Annotated in this window: 16 protein-coding genes and 1 riboswitch; of the genes, 12 read left to right on the top strand and 4 right to left on the bottom strand. The window is 68.1% G+C overall.

The features are described 5' to 3' along the window. Positions 1–105: 105 nt before the first annotated feature. The 4 genes from BLW41_RS02880 to BLW41_RS02895 all read left to right on the top strand — a co-directional run bounded on the left by BLW41_RS02880 (position 106) and on the right by BLW41_RS02895 (position 4,226). A complete protein-coding gene (locus BLW41_RS02880) occupies positions 106–1,281 on the top strand; it encodes an inositol-3-phosphate synthase (RefSeq protein WP_093116046.1) in 1,176 nt (391 codons plus the stop codon). Positions 1,282–1,368: 87 nt separating this feature from the next. Next, positions 1,369–3,273 (top strand): glycosyltransferase, encoded by a 1,905-nt coding sequence (locus BLW41_RS02885; RefSeq protein WP_218138212.1) that lies wholly within the window; start codon positions 1,369–1,371, stop codon positions 3,271–3,273. Between the two features lie 101 nt (positions 3,274–3,374). Further along, positions 3,375–3,980 carry a uracil-DNA glycosylase family protein gene (locus BLW41_RS02890; RefSeq protein ID WP_093116050.1) on the top strand — a complete coding sequence of 202 codons (606 nt, stop codon included), beginning with the start codon at positions 3,375–3,377 and terminating at the stop codon, positions 3,978–3,980. Between the two features lie 66 nt (positions 3,981–4,046). After that, positions 4,047–4,226 (top strand): hypothetical protein, encoded by a 180-nt coding sequence (locus BLW41_RS02895; protein ID WP_093116052.1) that lies wholly within the window; start codon positions 4,047–4,049, stop codon positions 4,224–4,226. Between the two features lie 5 nt (positions 4,227–4,231). On the opposite strand, the gene rlmD is transcribed toward BLW41_RS02895, so the two are convergent. Continuing rightward, positions 4,232–5,698, bottom strand: coding sequence for a 23S rRNA (uracil(1939)-C(5))-methyltransferase RlmD (gene rlmD / locus BLW41_RS02900; protein WP_218138213.1), 1,467 nt, complete (start codon positions 5,696–5,698; stop codon positions 4,232–4,234). A gap of 85 nt (positions 5,699–5,783) precedes the next feature. Between rlmD and argF the strand changes: the two genes are divergently transcribed. Both argF and BLW41_RS02910 read left to right on the top strand, forming a co-directional pair. Next, positions 5,784–6,719, top strand: coding sequence for an ornithine carbamoyltransferase (gene argF / locus BLW41_RS02905; protein WP_218138214.1), 936 nt, complete (start codon positions 5,784–5,786; stop codon positions 6,717–6,719). 64 nt (positions 6,720–6,783) lie between these two features. Then, positions 6,784–7,203: a cupredoxin domain-containing protein gene (locus tag BLW41_RS02910; protein WP_093116056.1), complete on the top strand. Its 420-nt coding sequence runs from the start codon at positions 6,784–6,786 to the stop codon at positions 7,201–7,203. A gap of 15 nt (positions 7,204–7,218) precedes the next feature. On the opposite strand, the gene BLW41_RS02915 is transcribed toward BLW41_RS02910, so the two are convergent. The 3 genes from BLW41_RS02915 to thiO form a co-directional block, all read right to left on the bottom strand. Further along, positions 7,219–8,016 (bottom strand): thiazole synthase, encoded by a 798-nt coding sequence (locus BLW41_RS02915; protein ID WP_093116058.1) that lies wholly within the window; start codon positions 8,014–8,016, stop codon positions 7,219–7,221. 4 nt (positions 8,017–8,020) lie between these two features. Next, positions 8,021–8,269 carry a sulfur carrier protein ThiS gene (thiS, locus tag BLW41_RS02920; RefSeq protein ID WP_093116060.1) on the bottom strand — a complete coding sequence of 83 codons (249 nt, stop codon included), beginning with the start codon at positions 8,267–8,269 and terminating at the stop codon, positions 8,021–8,023. Next, a complete protein-coding gene (thiO, locus tag BLW41_RS02925; protein WP_093117280.1) occupies positions 8,266–9,525 on the bottom strand; it encodes a glycine oxidase ThiO in 1,260 nt (419 codons plus the stop codon). Before thiO ends, thiS begins: the two co-directional genes overlap by 4 nt. Next, a riboswitch (TPP riboswitch) is annotated at positions 9,522–9,635 on the bottom strand. (Overlaps the previous gene by 4 nt.) A gap of 179 nt (positions 9,636–9,814) precedes the next feature. On the opposite strand from thiO, the gene BLW41_RS02930 reads away from it, so the two are divergent. From BLW41_RS02930 to BLW41_RS02955, 6 genes are all read left to right on the top strand, one after another. Continuing rightward, entirely contained in the window at positions 9,815–11,281 is a 1,467-nt protein-coding gene (locus BLW41_RS02930) for a hypothetical protein (RefSeq protein ID WP_177169279.1), read from the top strand. A gap of 162 nt (positions 11,282–11,443) precedes the next feature. Next, positions 11,444–12,604, top strand: a complete 1,161-nt coding sequence (locus BLW41_RS02935) for a hypothetical protein (RefSeq protein ID WP_143038551.1) — start codon at positions 11,444–11,446, stop codon at positions 12,602–12,604. A 4-nt stretch (positions 12,605–12,608) separates the two neighbouring features. After that, positions 12,609–13,259 carry a thiamine phosphate synthase gene (thiE, locus tag BLW41_RS02940; RefSeq protein WP_093116065.1) on the top strand — a complete coding sequence of 217 codons (651 nt, stop codon included), beginning with the start codon at positions 12,609–12,611 and terminating at the stop codon, positions 13,257–13,259. Beyond that, on the top strand, positions 13,256–13,789 hold the full coding sequence (locus BLW41_RS02945; RefSeq protein ID WP_093116067.1) for a hypothetical protein: 534 nt from the start codon (positions 13,256–13,258) through the stop codon (positions 13,787–13,789). The genes thiE and BLW41_RS02945 overlap by 4 nt, the downstream gene beginning before the upstream one ends. A gap of 12 nt (positions 13,790–13,801) precedes the next feature. After that, positions 13,802–15,172, top strand: a complete 1,371-nt coding sequence (lpdA, locus tag BLW41_RS02950; RefSeq protein ID WP_093116069.1) for a dihydrolipoyl dehydrogenase — start codon at positions 13,802–13,804, stop codon at positions 15,170–15,172. Beyond that, positions 15,154–15,759, top strand: coding sequence for a DsbA family protein (locus tag BLW41_RS02955; protein ID WP_093117282.1), 606 nt, complete (start codon positions 15,154–15,156; stop codon positions 15,757–15,759). The genes lpdA and BLW41_RS02955 overlap by 19 nt, the downstream gene beginning before the upstream one ends. Positions 15,760–15,789: the final 30 nt, after the last annotated feature.

Here is a 15,789-nt window from a genome sequence, read left to right on the forward strand (position 1 = left end):
AACCAAAGAGGCGGCAGGGGGTAGCCCAACCAGCAGGCGCACGCGGCGAGGCGAGCGGCGATCCAGAAACGTACTCAGGACTTTCGTGACCAAAAGGAGGACTCCGTGAGCGGATCGACTAGCGGCAACGGGGCTTCGCGCTACCAAACCGAGAAGGTGCGCGTGGCGATCGTCGGCGTGGGGAACTGCGCCTCGTCGTTCGTGCAAGGCGTCCACTACTACCGCGATGCTGATCCGGCGCAGCGCGTTCCGGGGCTCATGCACGTCGACCTCGGCGGCTACCACGTCCGCGACATCGAGTTCACAGCCGCCTTCGACATCGACGCCGAGAAGGTCGGAAAGGACCTCGGGGAAGCGATCTGGGCAGGGCAGAACAACACGATCAAGTTCTGCGACGTCCCGAAGCTCGGTGTGCCCGTCTACCGCGGCATGACGCACGACGGGCTCGGCAAGTACCTGAAGGAGAAGATCCGCAAGGCGCCGGGCGATACCGCGGACATCGTCGGCATCCTGCGGGAGACGAAGACGGATGTCGTCGTCTCGTACTTGCCGGTCGGCGCGGAACAGGCGACGAAGTGGTACGTCGAGCAGGTACTGGAGGCGGGCTGCGCGTTCGTCAACTGCATTCCCGTCTTCATCGCCAAGGAGCGCTACTGGGCGGATCGCTTCCGCAAGGCCGGCTTGCCGATCATCGGCGATGACATCAAGTCGCAGGTCGGTGCGACGATCGTCCACCGCACGCTCGCGCGCCTGTTCCAGGACCGCGGCGTCCGTCTCGCCCGCACGTCGCAGCTCAACGTGGGCGGGAACATGGACTTCTACAACATGCTCGAGCGGGAGCGGCTCGAGTCGAAGAAGATCTCCAAGACTCAGGCCGTGACCTCACTGCTCGACGAGGAGCTCTCGCCGGAAGACGTCTACATCGGTCCTTCCGACTACGTGCCGTGGCTCAAGGACCGCAAGTGGGCACACATCCGCCTCGAGGGCGAGGCGTTCGGCGGCGTGCCGCTGACGATCGAGGCGAAGCTCGAGGTCTGGGACTCGCCGAACTCGGCGGGCATCGTGATCGACGCGGTTCGCTGCGCGAAGCTTGCGCTCAACCACGGCGTTGGTGGACCACTGATCGGGCCCTCGGCCTACTTCATGAAGTCGCCGCCCGAGCAGTACCCCGATCCGGTGGCAAAGGAGCTGACCGAGGAGTTCATCAAGCAGTACGGGGGCGCACCGAAGCTGCCGCCGACCAGCGCGTTGCCGGCGGCCGAGCGCGCGGCGACCTCCTGAAGCACTCGAGGACGTCTGTTTCGCGGACGCCCCGTCGGACGCTCGTCCGGCGGGGCGTCGCCGCTTTGGCGCCGTATGCTGCGGCCGGTGGGCGCGGAGCTCTTCCGCATCGCTCAGGTAACGCCCTACCCGTGGGAGCACGACCACGAGGTCAACCGCTGGGTCGACCGCGTGTCCGCGGAACTCGCCGGGCGCGGACATCGCGTGCTGATCGTCGCGCCCTCCGATTCGCCGGAGCTAGTGCGCGCCGGTCGCAAGCGGATCGCCGCGCTCGCGGCCGGTGCCGACCCGCTCGACGCGCCGGTCACGCTGCTGGCGGTCGGTCACAGCATCCCGTTCCGGCGTGGCGGCTCGGTCGCCTTACCGGTCGACGTCTCGCGCAAGATCGAGCGTTTGTTCCAGCTCTTGGAGCTCGATTTCGTGCACGTCCACGAGCCCTTCGCACCGAGCGCATCGTCGGCGGCGCTGCGGCACTCGCGGGCGTTAACGGTCGCCACCTTCCACTCAGCGACCGAGCGGTTCCTCTCCACGCAGCTCGCGCGACCGCTGGTACGGCTTTTGTTCAAGCGCCTCGACGGGCGGATCGCCAGTTTTCGCACCACCCGAGAGCTCGTCTCCCGCTTTTTCCCGGGGGAGTACGAGCTGGTGCTACCAGGCGCTGACAGCGCCAGCGAGTCGACCACCGACAGCTATCCCCGCGGGAGTTGCGTGATCGGCTATCTCGCCGAGGAGGAGCCGGCCGCGTTGCGTCTCTTTATGCGGGCTCTGCGGCGTCTGCCGGAGGAACTCGACTGGGAGGCATGGATTCGCATCCCCGCCGGCACGGTTCCAGCCCTGCCGCTGTCGAAGCGGCTGCGCCGGCGTGTGCGCCTGTTGGGCAGCGGCGAGATCGAAGAGCGCGAGCTACTCCAGGAGGCTTCGGTGATCGTCGCGGCCTCCGGTGGAACGCTGCCGCGGCCCGGGGTCGTCCTCCAGGCACTCGCCACCGGTTGCGTGCCGGTCGTCGCTCGCATACCCCTCTACGAGGAGTGCGTGGGGGACGGCGAGCGCGGCCTTTTGTTCCAGCCTCGCGACGTCGCCACCCTCGCCAACCAGCTCGAGCGCCTGCTCGCGGACCCCGAGCTGTGCCAGCGTCTCCGGCGCGCGGCTGAACCTTTCCGACGGACGCTCGATTGGCGGCGCGTCGCAACCGACGTCGAACGGGTCTACCGGCGGATCGCAGCCCACCGACGACCGGTCACGGTCGATCCGGCGTTGCGGCGTCGGCTCGCTCGTCGCCCAATCGTCGACGTCGATCTCCACATGCACACCGACCATTCGCCCGACTGTGCGACGCCGGTAGAAGCGCTCCTGCGTCGCGCCGAGCAGGTCGGCCTCGGGGCAATCGCGGTGACCGACCACAACGAGATCTCTGGTGCACTGGAAGCGCGTGAGCGGGCGAACGGCCGGGTTCAGGTAATCGTCGGCGAGGAGATCAAGACGGCCGAGCAGGGCGAAGTGATCGGACTGTTCATCGAGCGCAAGATCCCGCGGGGCCTGACGCTCGCCGAAACGATCAGGGAAATTCGTAAGCAAGGCGGGATCGTCTATGTGCCGCATCCCTTCGACCGCATGCATGCGGTACCCGACTACGAACATTTGCTCTCGGTGATCGACGAGATCGACGCGATCGAGGTGTTCAACGCTCGCGTCGCCCTATCCGCCTTCAACGAGGAGGCCGCGCGCTTCGCCGCGAAATACCGGATTCCCGCCGGAGCAGGGTCCGACAGCCACGTCTTGCAGGGGCTCGGTTCGGTACGCGTGCGAATGCGCGCGTTCGACGGTCCCGAAGAGTTCTTGGCATCGCTGCGCGAGGCCGAGATCGTGCGCGGTCGACGCAGCCTGGTGTACGTGCAGGCGCTCAAGTTCCTGCAAACACGAGCGGGGATCACGCCTCGCCGGCACGCCCACCCGCGACCGGCCGCTCGAAAAACCAAGCTGGAACAGGAGTGATGGCCGCTGCTGGCGACCGCCGGCAAAGAACGGTGCACGCAGGGCAAGACGCGGTGCACCGAAGAGGAGCGCATACGGACGCGTCAAAAGCCTCGACTCGGATGCCCGCCACCGACGACGAGATCAAGGAGAAGTACCTCGAGCGGGCAATCCGTGAGCTGAACCGCTTTAACCGCGAGCTCTACGAGTGCCAACGCTGTCCGCGCGGACCGCTAATGCCCGTGATCGGCTCGGGGCACCCGCTCGCCGACATCTTTCTCCTTAAGTACGCGCCCCGCCAGGCCGAGATCGAGGAGGGCGTCGCCTTCTACGGGCGCGCGGGGGCCGCCTTGCTGAAGAGTTTTCGGCGCCTTGGGATCGACCCGCTCGCGGTGTATGGGACGGTGGTGGTGAAGTGCCCGGTACCGGACACTGAGCTGTCTGATCGCGACTGCCGAGCGCGCCTCATTGAGGAGATCGCGATCGTGCAGCCGCGCATGGTCGTCGTGATGGGCGAGCTCGCGCTGCGCGAGCTGAACGCTCTGGAGCTACCGCTAGCGGAACCGCTAGAGCCGAACTTCGGGGAAATCCAGACGCTTACGCCGAGCTGTGAGGCGCTGTTCGTGCCAGACATCGACAACTCGCTCGACGACGAGCGCGCCAAGCGCTCGTTTTGGCGGGCGTTCCGCAAGCTCGGTGAGTGGTGGGCGGACTTCCCGCCCTACTGAGTTCCCCCCGATAACGCTCGAGCGCCGCTCGCCGTCGTTGCGGCGGTTGGGCAATACTGCCCCTCGATGGATCTCGAGGAGCACAGCATCGAGCCCTTGATCAAGCGGCGCACCTGCCAGGAGTGCGGGGTGCCGCTGACGGAGCAGGAGATTCGGGCCGCACTGGAGTCCGACGGGCGCTTCCTTTGCACCGTCCACGCGAGCGAGGAAGTCCCGCTCGACGAGGACGAACTCGAGCGCAGTTAGCGCGCTCAGCGCGAGCTGGCCGGCGACGGTGGAACGGGCGTGCGTCGGCGCAGCAACGCCACGCACTCGATGTGCGGAGTTTGCGGAAACATGTCGACCGGTCTAACGCGCTCGAGCTCGTAGCCGCTCTCGCACAGCAGTCGCGCGTTAGGAGCGAGGGTCGTCGGATTGCAGGAGACGTAGACGATGCGCTCGGCGCCGATCCTCACAAGGTGCTCCAACATCCGCCGCGAGAGCCCCGCACGCGGCGGATCGACCACCGCTACCGACGGCCGCCTGGTCGCCTCGACGACGAGCTCCGGCAGCGCATCAGCCACATCGCCACAGAAAAAGCGGGCGTTGTCGATGGCGTTCAACTTGGCGTTCTGGATGGCATCGGCGACGGCTCGCTCGTCGAGCTCGAGACCGAGCACCTCGCGTGCTTCGAGGGCCATCGTCAGCCCGATCGTGCCGGTACCGCAGAAGAGGTCGAGAACCGTTTCGCTGCCGTCGAGCTCGGCGTACTCGAGCACGACTCGGTACAGCTCTTCGGCCATTTCGGTGTTGGTCTGGAAGAACGAATCGGGCGATATCCGAAAACGCAAGCCACACAGCTGCTCCTCGATCCACGGCCGACCGGCGACGAGCTCGGTCGACCCGACATCGGTGACCTCGGCGAGCGCCTGGGTGCGCGTCCACAGCACGCCGGTCGCACGCAGCCGTGCAGCGAGGCCGGCGACATCGAGCTCGGCCGGAGAACTCACTAGTCGCACCGAGAGGTCCCCTGTTCGGCGCCCTTCGCGAACCACAAGGTTTCGCAATACGCCTCGGTGGGCGCGCCGGTCGTAGGCCTCGTGACCAGCCTCGCGCGCCCATTCGACGGTCGCCCTACGGAGCTCGTCGACGCGCTCGGAGGCGAGTATGTCGCGCTCGACCCCTTCGATCTCGTCGAAGCGACCGCGCCGGTGAAAGCCGAGCACCAAACGTCCGTCGCGGTCGCTGCCGAACGAGTACTCCAGCTTGTTGCGGTAGCGGAGGCGCTGGTGTGCCGGAACGATCGGCTCGAGCGGCGGCTGGTCGAAACCGCCGAGCCGCTCGAGCGCGTCGCGCACCTGTAGCTCTTTCCAGCGCAGCTGCACTTCGTAGCGAATCACCTGCCAGGGAGCACCCGGATGCGCCGCCAGCGGCTCGACACGATCGGGCGAGGGTCGCAGCACTTCCACAAGCTCGGCCTCGGCGAACGAGCGCTTGCGCCGCACCACGCGCGCCCGGACCAGGTCGCCCGGTACGCCGCCGCGCACGAACACGACGAAACCGCCCTCGCCGATGCGGGCAACGCCCGCGCCACCGAAAGCGAGTGCTTCGACTGCGAGCTCGAGTTCGTCGCCGCGGCGTGGCCCGCTTTTCGCTCCTTGTCGGCGGCCGCGATCTTCGCTTACCGACTGCTCGACCGCGGGCTGACCAGGCCCAATGGGTTCACGCTCCTCGAACACGCGCCCGATGCTCGCACACGCCACACTACGGCCGTACGCAGCTAGCAGCCGCCGCTCTCGCGGCGGCGCAAATACGATCCCGCGCGTGTCCCGGCTCGCGGCTCCCCGGCACTTCCTCACCGGCGAAGAGATCGACGGCGCAACACTCGCCGCACTGCTCGCCCGCTCACGCGTTCTCAAACAAGGCCGCCGAAGCGGATCGCCGAAGCCGCTTGCCGGCCGCTCGGCGGCGCTCGTCTTCGAGCGACCATCGACGCGGACGCGCGTCTCCTTCGAGTTGGCCGTGGTCGAGCTCGGCGGCTACCCGGTGGTGCTGCGGGGCGATGAGCTCCAGCTCGCGCGGGGCGAGTCGATTCGCGACACCGCACTGGTGCTCTCGCGGTACGTCGACCTGATCGCGGTGCGCACTGGCGATCACGCGAAACTCGAGGAGCTCGCTCGCCATGCCTCGGTGCCGGTCGTCAACCTCCTCTCCCAACAGCACCACCCCTGCCAGGCACTCGCCGACCTCCTGACTTTGGCGGAACGCTTCGAGGAGCTGCGCGGCCTGCCCGTAGCCTGGGTCGGGGACGGCAATAACGTCGCGCACTCGCTCCTGCTGTTAGGTGCGCGGGCTGGACTCGACCTCCGCGTGGCGACGCCGCCCGCACTCGCTCCCGATCCTGAAATCGTCGAACGGGCAAGGGCGGCGCTCGAAAGTGGTGGGCGGATCTCCGTGGGCTCCGATCCGATTGCTGCCGCTCGCGGCGCGCGCGCTCTTTACACCGACGTGTGGGTGAGCATGGGCCGCGAGCAGGACGCCGACCGCAGACGCGCACTGCTCGCCCCTTTCCGCCTCGACGAGCGACTGATGCGGAACGCCGCCGAAGATGCTGTGGTGCTCCACTGTCTGCCGGCGCATCCCGACGAGGAGATCGCTTCCGACCTGCTGTACGGCGAACAATCTGCCGTTTGGGATCAAGCCGAGAACCGGCTCCACGCGCAGAAGGCGCTGCTCGAGTTCCTACTGGCCAACGAATAGAGTCAGTGACCGTTCGATTCCGCTCGCGACCACCAAGCGAGTGCGGGAGAGGAGGTACGGAGCCGTGTCCTGGAGTAAATCTCAGCGTTTCAAGCTGACGCTCGCGATCGGGGCTGTCCTGCTGGTTGGCGCCGGCTGCGGCGGCGGTGGCGGCGGTGGCGGCGGTGAAGCGAACAAGAGCAAGCCCGCTGCGAGCGGCCAGAGCGTCCGCAGCGGAACCGTCGTGATTTCGATGAAGAACATCCGCTTCCAGCCCGACAAGGTGACCGTCGCGCGCGGCACCAAGATCGTCTGGATGAACGACGACTCGGTTGCCCACGACGTCCATAAGACGTCGGGTCCGGGGCCGAACTTCGCATCTGGCCCGGCAGGCGGCATGAAGCCCGGCGACAAGTACGAACTCCGGTTCACGACACCCGGCACGATCAAGTACGTCTGCAAGGTGCACCAGCCCTACATGGCGGGCGAGATCACCGTCAAGTAGCGGTGCGCGGGCCGCTCAGCCCGTCCGCTGCGACGCACTGGCGGACGGGCTGAGCGCCGGCATGCCGTCAGTTGGCGACGACGCTTGAGCGAACGTGCGGCGGGGGATCCGGCCCGCCTCGTAGGCCGCTCTCCCGGCTTCCACCGCCAAACGCATGGCGCGCGCCATCTTCACCGGGTCACGTGCACGCGAGACTGAGCTCGCGAGCAGTACGCCGTCGCAGCCGAGCTCCATCGCCTGGGCGGCATCGGAAGCGGTGCCGATGCCAGCGTCGACGATTACGGGCACCTGCGAGCGCTCGCGGATCAACCGCAGGTTGTAGGGGTTGTTGATGCCCATACCGCTGCCGATCGGCGAGCCGGCGGGCATCACCGCCGCACAACCCACTTGCTCGAGGCGTTTGGCGAGCACCGGATCGTCGTTCGTGTAAGGCAGCACCACAAAACCCTCGGCGACCAGCGTCGCAGCCGCATCGAGCAGCTCCGCAGGATCGGGCAGGAGGGTGTCCTCGTCGCCGATCACCTCCAACTTCACCCACTCGGTGCCGAGCGCCTCGCGCGCCAGGCGCGCCAGCCGCACTGCCTCGCGCGCGGAGTAACAACCGGCGGTGTTCGGCAGCACCCGGCAACCGGCCTCCTCGATCACGTCGAGCAGCGAGCCGTCGGCGCCGGGTTCCACCCGGCGCAGAGCAACCGTCACCAGTTCCGTGCCGCTCGCTTCGATCGCTGCGCGCAGCACTTCCAGGTTGGCGAAGCCTCCGCTGCCAAGGATCAAGCGCGAGCGCAACTGGTGTCCGGCAATCACCAACGACATATCGTCATCCTCCCTGAACGGCGCGCACGATCTCGACGTGCTCGCCTCCACGCAGCTGCTGCTGCGCCCATTGCGATCGCGGCACCACTTCGCCATCGATGGCCACAGCGATTCCCCGCACGGTCGCGCCAAGACCGTAGTCGGCGAGCAGCTCGGCCACCGTGGCGCCGCCCACTAACTGGCGCTCACGACCGTTCACCAGCACTGTGACCGTCTCCGCCCGCCGCGTCCGCTGACCCTTCGAGCTGGTCATCGGACTCCCGTGCTTTTTGCGTCCGCGCCTCGACCGCTGCCCCTCGCGGAGAGCTCCGGTGAGCGCAGCCGGCGCGGGTCGAAGGGAACGAGTTCGACCGGCGGTTCGCGGCCGTAAACCAGGCTCACCACTGCCTCACCGGCGAGCGGTACCCACAGCACACCGTTGCGCCAGTGCCCAGTGGCCCACAGCAGATTCTCGATCTCCGGGTCGAAACCGAGCAGCGGCTCGTTGTCGGGTGTCGCCGGCCGGTGGCCGGCCAGTACCTCGAGCAGCTCCGCCTCCTCGATGCCAGGCACTACCGTCCAAGCCTCGTCGAGCAAGCTGCGCACTGCTCCCGCCGTGACCGCGCGGTCAAAGCCTCGCTCCTCGACCGTCGCACCTACAACCATACGGCCGTCGCGGCGTGGCACGCAGTAAACGCGGAGGGTGCGAACCACGTGCGTCGGCAGCTCTGCCCGACCACGATTGGGCCCGAGCACCAGCAGCTGGCCCTTCACCGGTCTCACCGCTATCTCGATGCCCAGCGAGCGGGCGAGCTCGCGCGACCAGGCACCGGCGGCGAGCACGACGAGGTCGCCACCAAAGCTGCGACCGTCCGCACAGTGCACGCCGACGATCGCTCCGCGAGTGCGCTCCAGGCGTACGACCGGGCAGTTTTCGATCACTGCGGCACCAGCCCGGCGGGCCGCCACAGCAAGCGCAGCAAGCGTCGCCCGCGGGTCGACCGCACCTTCGCTCGCCACCCACAGACCGGCCAGCGCACGTGGACCGAGCGCCGGCTCGTGCGCGCGCAGCGCTCGACGATCCAGCCACTCAACCTCGACACCCAGGCTGCGCTGCAAATCGCGCAGACGGCGCAACTCGCCGAGGTCGTCGGGCTCGACAGCGCACAGGACGCTGCCGCAGCGCAGAAGCCCCGGCTCGCAACCGTGCGCCGCAAGCTCCGCAGCGAACGCCGGCCAACGATCGAGTGCTGCCAGACGAGCAGCGAGCGCCCGGGTTTCCGCGTAGTCGAGTTCGGTGACGGGCGCCAACATCCCGGCCGCGACGCCCGATGCCCCGGCGCCGATGCGCTCGCGCTCGAGCAGCGTCGTTCGCACACCGCTCTGCGCAAGCCGCCAAGCGGCCGATAGGCCGATCAGCCCGCCGCCAATGACCAGCGCGTCGGAGCTGTTGTGCCGCTTGCCGCGTATCAGCGCTGGGCTGGAGCGACGCGACTCGTTCGGTGGCTGCTGTCTGTTGTGGCCGTCGATTCGCGTTTGGTCACTACCTCCGCCGGCATTACCCGGATCAGGTTCAACGGTCGGCGGCGGAAACGGCCGCCCTCTCAGCCCGGCTGCCCCGAGCTCCCGTCGACCAGTGGCCAACACGATGGTATTGCGCACGCCCGCAAGTCGGTCGCCGCGGACCAGCGCGCAGCGCCGCGCAACTTCGGCCACGTCAGGTGTGTTCGAACTGCCAGGATGGGCGGGCGCCGCAGCGGTCGGCGCCGAACCGAGCCTCTCGCCCCTCACAAGCGACCCGCAGCCGGAGGTGTTACAGGTGACCAAACGCGTGGCGATTACGTGCGCCCTGTTGCTGCTAGCGCTGGCACTCGCCCTACCGACGACCGCGGCGGCGGCGGGAAGGCAGCTAACGATCCTCCAGGACGACTTCCTCGTGTTGCGCGCCGGCGACGGCACCCGCCAGTGGGCACTCGACGAGTTCCGCGCGCTCGGTGCCGACGTCGTCAAGGTGCAGATGCTTTGGCGCGAGGTCGCGCCATCACCGAACTCCCCGCGCAAACCTCGCGTAAACCTCCGCGACCCGGCGAACTACGACTTCTCCCGCTTCGACGCGTTCGTGCGCGAAGCCGTCGCGCGCGGTCTTCGCCCCTACATCGCAATCGGCGGTCAAGCCCCACGCTGGGCGTCGCAGGGAACGCGTGCCCAACCGGGCAGCTCGCGCCCCGACCCGCGCTCCTACCGCGACTTCGTACACGCCGTCGGGTTGCGCTACTCGGGGCGCTACGCGGGGATCCCGCGGGTCTCGATCTGGTCTGCTTGGAACGAGCCGAACCTGCTTTCTTGGCTCGGTCCACAACGCTCGCGGTCGGGGGTGCCGCTGGCACCGACCATCTATCGGCGGCTCTATCAAGCGTTCGTGGCGGGCATGCAGAGCTCCGGCCACTCGCGCGACACGCTCTTGTTCGGAGAACTGGTGCCCTTTGGCAGCAGCTCGCGGCGCTCTGCGACGCGCATCTCGCCGATCGAGTTCCTCCGCGAGACGTTCTGCCTAGACGCCAATTGGCGCCCGTACCGGGGGGCAGCGGCCAAAGCACGCGGGTGCGGCCGCCTCGGACGGCTGCGAGTCTCGGGCATCGCTTACCACCCTTACGTGCCTCGCGGCGGCCTCTACGGACGCCTGCCGAGCCGCGACGACGCGTCGATCGCCCAGCTCGGGCGCTTGACGAGCGCGCTCGACAAGCTCGCGAGGCGGGGCAAGCTGCCTCCTCGCCTGCCGATCTGGATCACCGAGTACGGCTTCCAGACCAATCCGCCAGACCCGTTCCAGTTCCCGATCTCGCGCGTCCCGTCGTACATGGACGAATCGGAGTGGCTGGCTTTCAGAAACCCGCGCGTCGTCAGCTACTCCCAGTACTTGTTGGTCGACGAAGCGGCGCGTAAGTCGCGCTCGGCACTGGTTCGCTGGTCGGGTTTCCAGCAGGGGCTGCGCTTCGCCGATGGCCGTGAAAAACCGGGCGTATATCAGGCCTTCCGGTTCCCGGTTTTCGTGCGCGAGTACCGTCGCGATCGGGTCGAGGTGTTCGGACGCTTGCGACCGCGTCGCCCAGGAACACGCGTAGTCATCGCGGTGTCGGCCGGTAACGGCTACCGACAGGTCGCTTCCGTGCGGATCAACAGTGCCGGCTACTTCCGCAAGACACTGCCGGTCTCGAGCGCTTCGAAACGCAAGTTCCGGATAGTCGCCGACGGCCTGGTGCGCATCAAACGAGCGGTTCGGCGTTAGACCACGCGAGGCGATAGGCACCGGGGGATGGCCGTAGGCAGCAGGCAAAATCGCGCGGTGCCTGACGCTAGCTGCGCAGCGCAGCGGCAGCGCTTAGTAGGGTCGGTGCCCGTGCACGTCGCGAAAGTTCGAGCGCGTCATTTGGGTCTGGTAGGGCTGGCGGTGCTTGTCGTCGCACTCGGTATCGCTTTCAAGAGCGCCCGGCCAGCAACTGCGGCCAGCGGTCTCGAGATTGCGCTTCAGGACGACGCTGTTTTCCTCGAGGGCAAGTGGTTCGACCGGGAACGCGCACTGCGTATTGCGCGTGGTCTTGGTGTCACGAGACTGCGCGTGGGACTCGGCTGGGCGTTCACGCTTCCCCGCGCCCAGCAACGCGCGCGCCAGGCTCCGGCCAACCCTTCCTACTCGTTCGCTGCCTGGGACGCGCTGATCGACGCTGCGGCGCGCTACGGCATTCGCGTGCACTTGAGCATTCAGGGACCGGCGCCGGCGTTCGCGACCGGCGATCGACGCGTCGGTCCGTACAAGCCGAACGCGCGCGAGTTCGAGCGGTTCGTGCGCGTCGTTGCGCAGCACTTCAAGGGGCGCGTCGATCGCTACTCGCTGTGGAATGAGCCGAACTGGGCGACCTGGCTCGCTCCTCTGCGGGCGGCTCCGAGCCTCTACCGCGCGCTCTACCAGGCAGGTTGGCAAGCGATCAAGAGCATCGACCCGCAAGCCCGGGTGCTGTTCGGAGAGACCGCTCCCTACGCCCGCCCGGGCCTCTCGATCGCACCGCTCGATTTCTTGCGCCGCACACTCTGCGTCGACCGCAAGTACCGCCCCGTCAGGAAGCGCTGCCCGGCTTTGCGCGCGGACGGTTACGCCCACCACCCCTACGACTTCGCGCACTCGCCGGACTACCGCTACCCCGGCGCTGACAACGTCACGATGGGCACGCTCTCGCGCCTAACGCGCGCCCTTGACACCCTCGCGCGGCGCGGCCGCCTGCTACCCGCGGGTGCATCACGGATGCCGCTCTACCTGACCGAGTTCGGCTACTTCTCGAGCGGCCGAAGAATGCTCCGCTCCTCAAAAGCACGCGAGCGTTACACCTACCGCTCGTTCGACATTGCGCTCCGCAACCCACGCGTGCGCTCGCACCTTTACTACCTGCTCGTGTCGCCGCCGAGTCGCAGTCGCTGGGCCTTCTTCGATCTCGGCTTGCTCGACCAGAGGGGTCGTGGACGCCCCCAGTACACGGCGATCCGCAAGTGGTACAAGCGCAACCGCACGCGCGTTCGTCAGCCGGGCCCGCCGCTCACGTTTCCGCTCTCGCCCTAGGGTCGTGAGCGTCTCGGGGCGGGAGCGACGCCAACGTCTCGCGCGGGCGCAGCTCTACCTGATCGTGCCGGCTCGACCGCGACGTCACGATCTGCGCACGCTCCTCGAGGGGGCCTTGCGTGGCGGCGTCGACATGGTGCAGCTACGCGAAAAGCAACTGCCGGACGAGGACGTGCTCGCCGCCGCCGACGTCTGTCGCGAACTCTGCGCCCGCTTCGGGGCGCTCTTTTGGATCAACGATCGGCCGGACCTCGCAAAGGCAGCGGGAGCCGACGGCGTACACGTCGGTCAAGACGACATGCCGCCGCGGGAAGCTCGCCGAATCCTCGGTGAGGAGCACCTGATTGGGCTTTCAACGCATGCTCCCGGCCAACTCGCGAAAGCGCTGCGGGAGCCGATCGACGAGATCAGCGTCGGGCCCGTATTCGCCACCCCGACAAAGCCGGGTCGTCGACCCGCAGGACTCGAGTACGTGCGTCACGCGGCGCACGCGGCGCGCCATCGACCGTGGTTCGCGATCGGCGGGATCGATCGCGATACGGTGGGCGAAGTGGTCGCCGCCGGTGCCCGCAGAATCGCAGTCGTGCGCGCCATCGTCGACGCCGACGATCCCGAGCGAGCTGCGCGCGAGCTGCGCCCGGCCCTCCCGACGTGAGTCGCCCAACCGACAGCCCCAGCGATCGGCCGATCGCGTCGGACGCCGCCCAGCGTCCGCGCGCGGTGCTCGTCGCGGCGCTGTTCGCCGCCGCGCTAGCGGTCGCGAATCTGGTTGCGCTGATCCTCTCCTACGATCCCGAAACGCCGGAGAAAACCGCCGGCAGTCTTGCCGCAACAGCGCTCGTCGCGACGATGGCCTACGGACTTTGGCGCGCCCGCTACTGGGCGGTGCTGGGTATGGAGACGTTGCTTGCGATCACGATCGTGCTCGCCGCCCTAGCGCTCATCCGCGCCGAGGATTGGCGCGGCTTGCTGTTGCTGCTTTCGATCATCGTCGCCTCGAGCACTCTGCTCTGGGCACTCGCGAGGTCTCTGCGGCAGCTCGATCTGCCACAACCACCCGGGTCGCGAGAAGGGCCCGGGCGCGCTGATCCGGGGACCACCAGCGACAGCCGCGAGGCCGGGGCGCGGACCGACCAGCCTCGCAGCCGGCAATCAGGCAAGCGAAATAAGGCCAACAAGGGTTAGGCTGCGCGCGCGATGTCCGAACGCTTCGATTGCGTAATCGTGGGCTCGGGACCAGGTGGCTACGTCGCGGCGATCCGCGCGGCGCAGCTGGGTCTGCGCACGGCGATCGTCGAGAAGGGCAAGATCGGCGGCCGCTGCCTCAACGAGGCGTGCATCCCCGCGAAGACCGTCCTGCGCTCGGCGGAGGTACTCGACGAGGCGCGCAAGGCTGCCGACTACGGCGTGCGGATCGCTGGCGAGCCGGAGGTCGACTACACCCGCGTCGCCGCTCGCCGCGACGAGGTGATCGCGTCGTTGACCGGCGGCGTCTCGATGCTGTTGCGCAAGAACGGGGTCGAGGTGGTCGAGGGGACGGCGCGGCTCGACGCGGCCGCGAACGTAGTGGTTGGCGAGCGCACGTTGGAAACCGACCGCGTGGTGCTGGCCTGCGGATCGCGACCCAAGGCCGTTGCCGGCGCGCAGTTCGGCGGTCGCATCGCCGACACCGCCGCCACCTGGCTCAGCGGCGAACTTCCGCGTTCGCTGTGCGTGGTCGGAGCCGGCGCGTCGGGCTGCGAGATCGCGTCCGCGTTTCGTCGGTTCGGCGTCGAGGTGACGTTGATCGAGGCGCTCGAGCGGATTTTGCCGGCCGAGGACGAGGACAGTTCGCGGCTGGTTGCGCGCGAGTTCAAGCGCATCGGCATCGACTTGCGTACCGGTGCCCAGATCGAAGCGATCGAGGACCGTGGCGACCGCGCCGTGGTCGTGCTCGCAGGCGAAGAACTCTCCTTCGAGCTCGTTTGCATTGCGGCCGGGAGAGCTCCCGACGTCGAAGGTCTGGGGCTCGACGCGGCCGGTGTGGAGCTCGATGAGCGCGGCCTGGTGCGGGTAGATGAACGGCTTCGCACCTCCCGCGAGGGCGTCTGGGCGATCGGCGACATGGTGCGCGGCCCAGCGCTCGCGCACAAGGCCTCGGAGGAGGGAATAGTCGCCGTTGAGGATGCGGCTGGCCGGGATCCCGAGCCGCTGGACCTTGCGTTCGTGCCGTCGGTGACGTTCTGCCATCCCCAGGTCGCGAGCTTTGGCATGACCGAGGCCGAGGCGCGCGCGGCAGGACACGACGTGGTCGTCGGCAAGGTTCCGATCGGCGCGGTCGGGGCACCGACCGTTTACGGCGACCGTGCGGGTCTCGTCAAAATCGTCGGTGACCGCCGCTATGGCGAGCTCCTTGGCGCGCACGTGGTTTCGGCGAAGGCGGCCGAGTTGCTCGAGGAACTCGTGGTCGCCCGCGAACTCGAAGGCGGCTACCCAGAGCTGGCGAGGATCGTGCACCCGCATCCGGTGTTCGCCGAGGCGGTGGCGGAGGCCGCCCGCGCCGCCGACGGTTGGCTGATTCACGGCTAACAGTCGACCCGCTGCTGGACCCGCAGCGGCCCACGTTCTTCTTCGACTTCGCCTGCCCGTACGCCTATTTGGCGGCTGAGCGGATCGCCGCGAATCCCGAGTTCGCTGCTGTCTGGCGGCTCGCCGCGCTCGATCAGGTGCTCGCCGCAGCCGGTCGAACCAGTTGGCTCGTCGCCGACGCAGCCGCAAGGGTTCGGCACGTCAACGAGATCGAGCGGCGCGCACGCGAGCTCCAGCTGCTGCCCCTGCACTGGCCGCCGCTGCCGCTCGACTCGCGGCGGGCGCTGCTGGCCGCCGCTTACGCGCAGGCGACCGGGCGACTCGTGGCCTTCTCGCTCGCGGCTTTTCGCCATGCCTACGCCGCGGGCCGCGACCTAGCGAACGACGACGCTCTGGTGATCGCCGCAGCGGCCTGCGAGCTTCACCCGCGCGCCCTGCTCAAGGGGATCGAATTGGCGAGCACGCGAGAACTGCTGGACGCTTCGACCCAAGCGGCGCTGCGCGCCGGCGTTCGGCAACTGCCGGCAGTCGTCTGGCGGGGACACGTCTTCGAAGGAGACGACCGGATCGCGGAACTTTGTCGGTAGGCAGCGCGCGGCGAGGGCTGTCTATGGTCG

Source organism: Thermoleophilum album (genome assembly GCF_900108055.1).
Taxonomy (GTDB): Bacteria; Actinomycetota; Thermoleophilia; order Solirubrobacterales; family Thermoleophilaceae; genus Thermoleophilum; species Thermoleophilum album.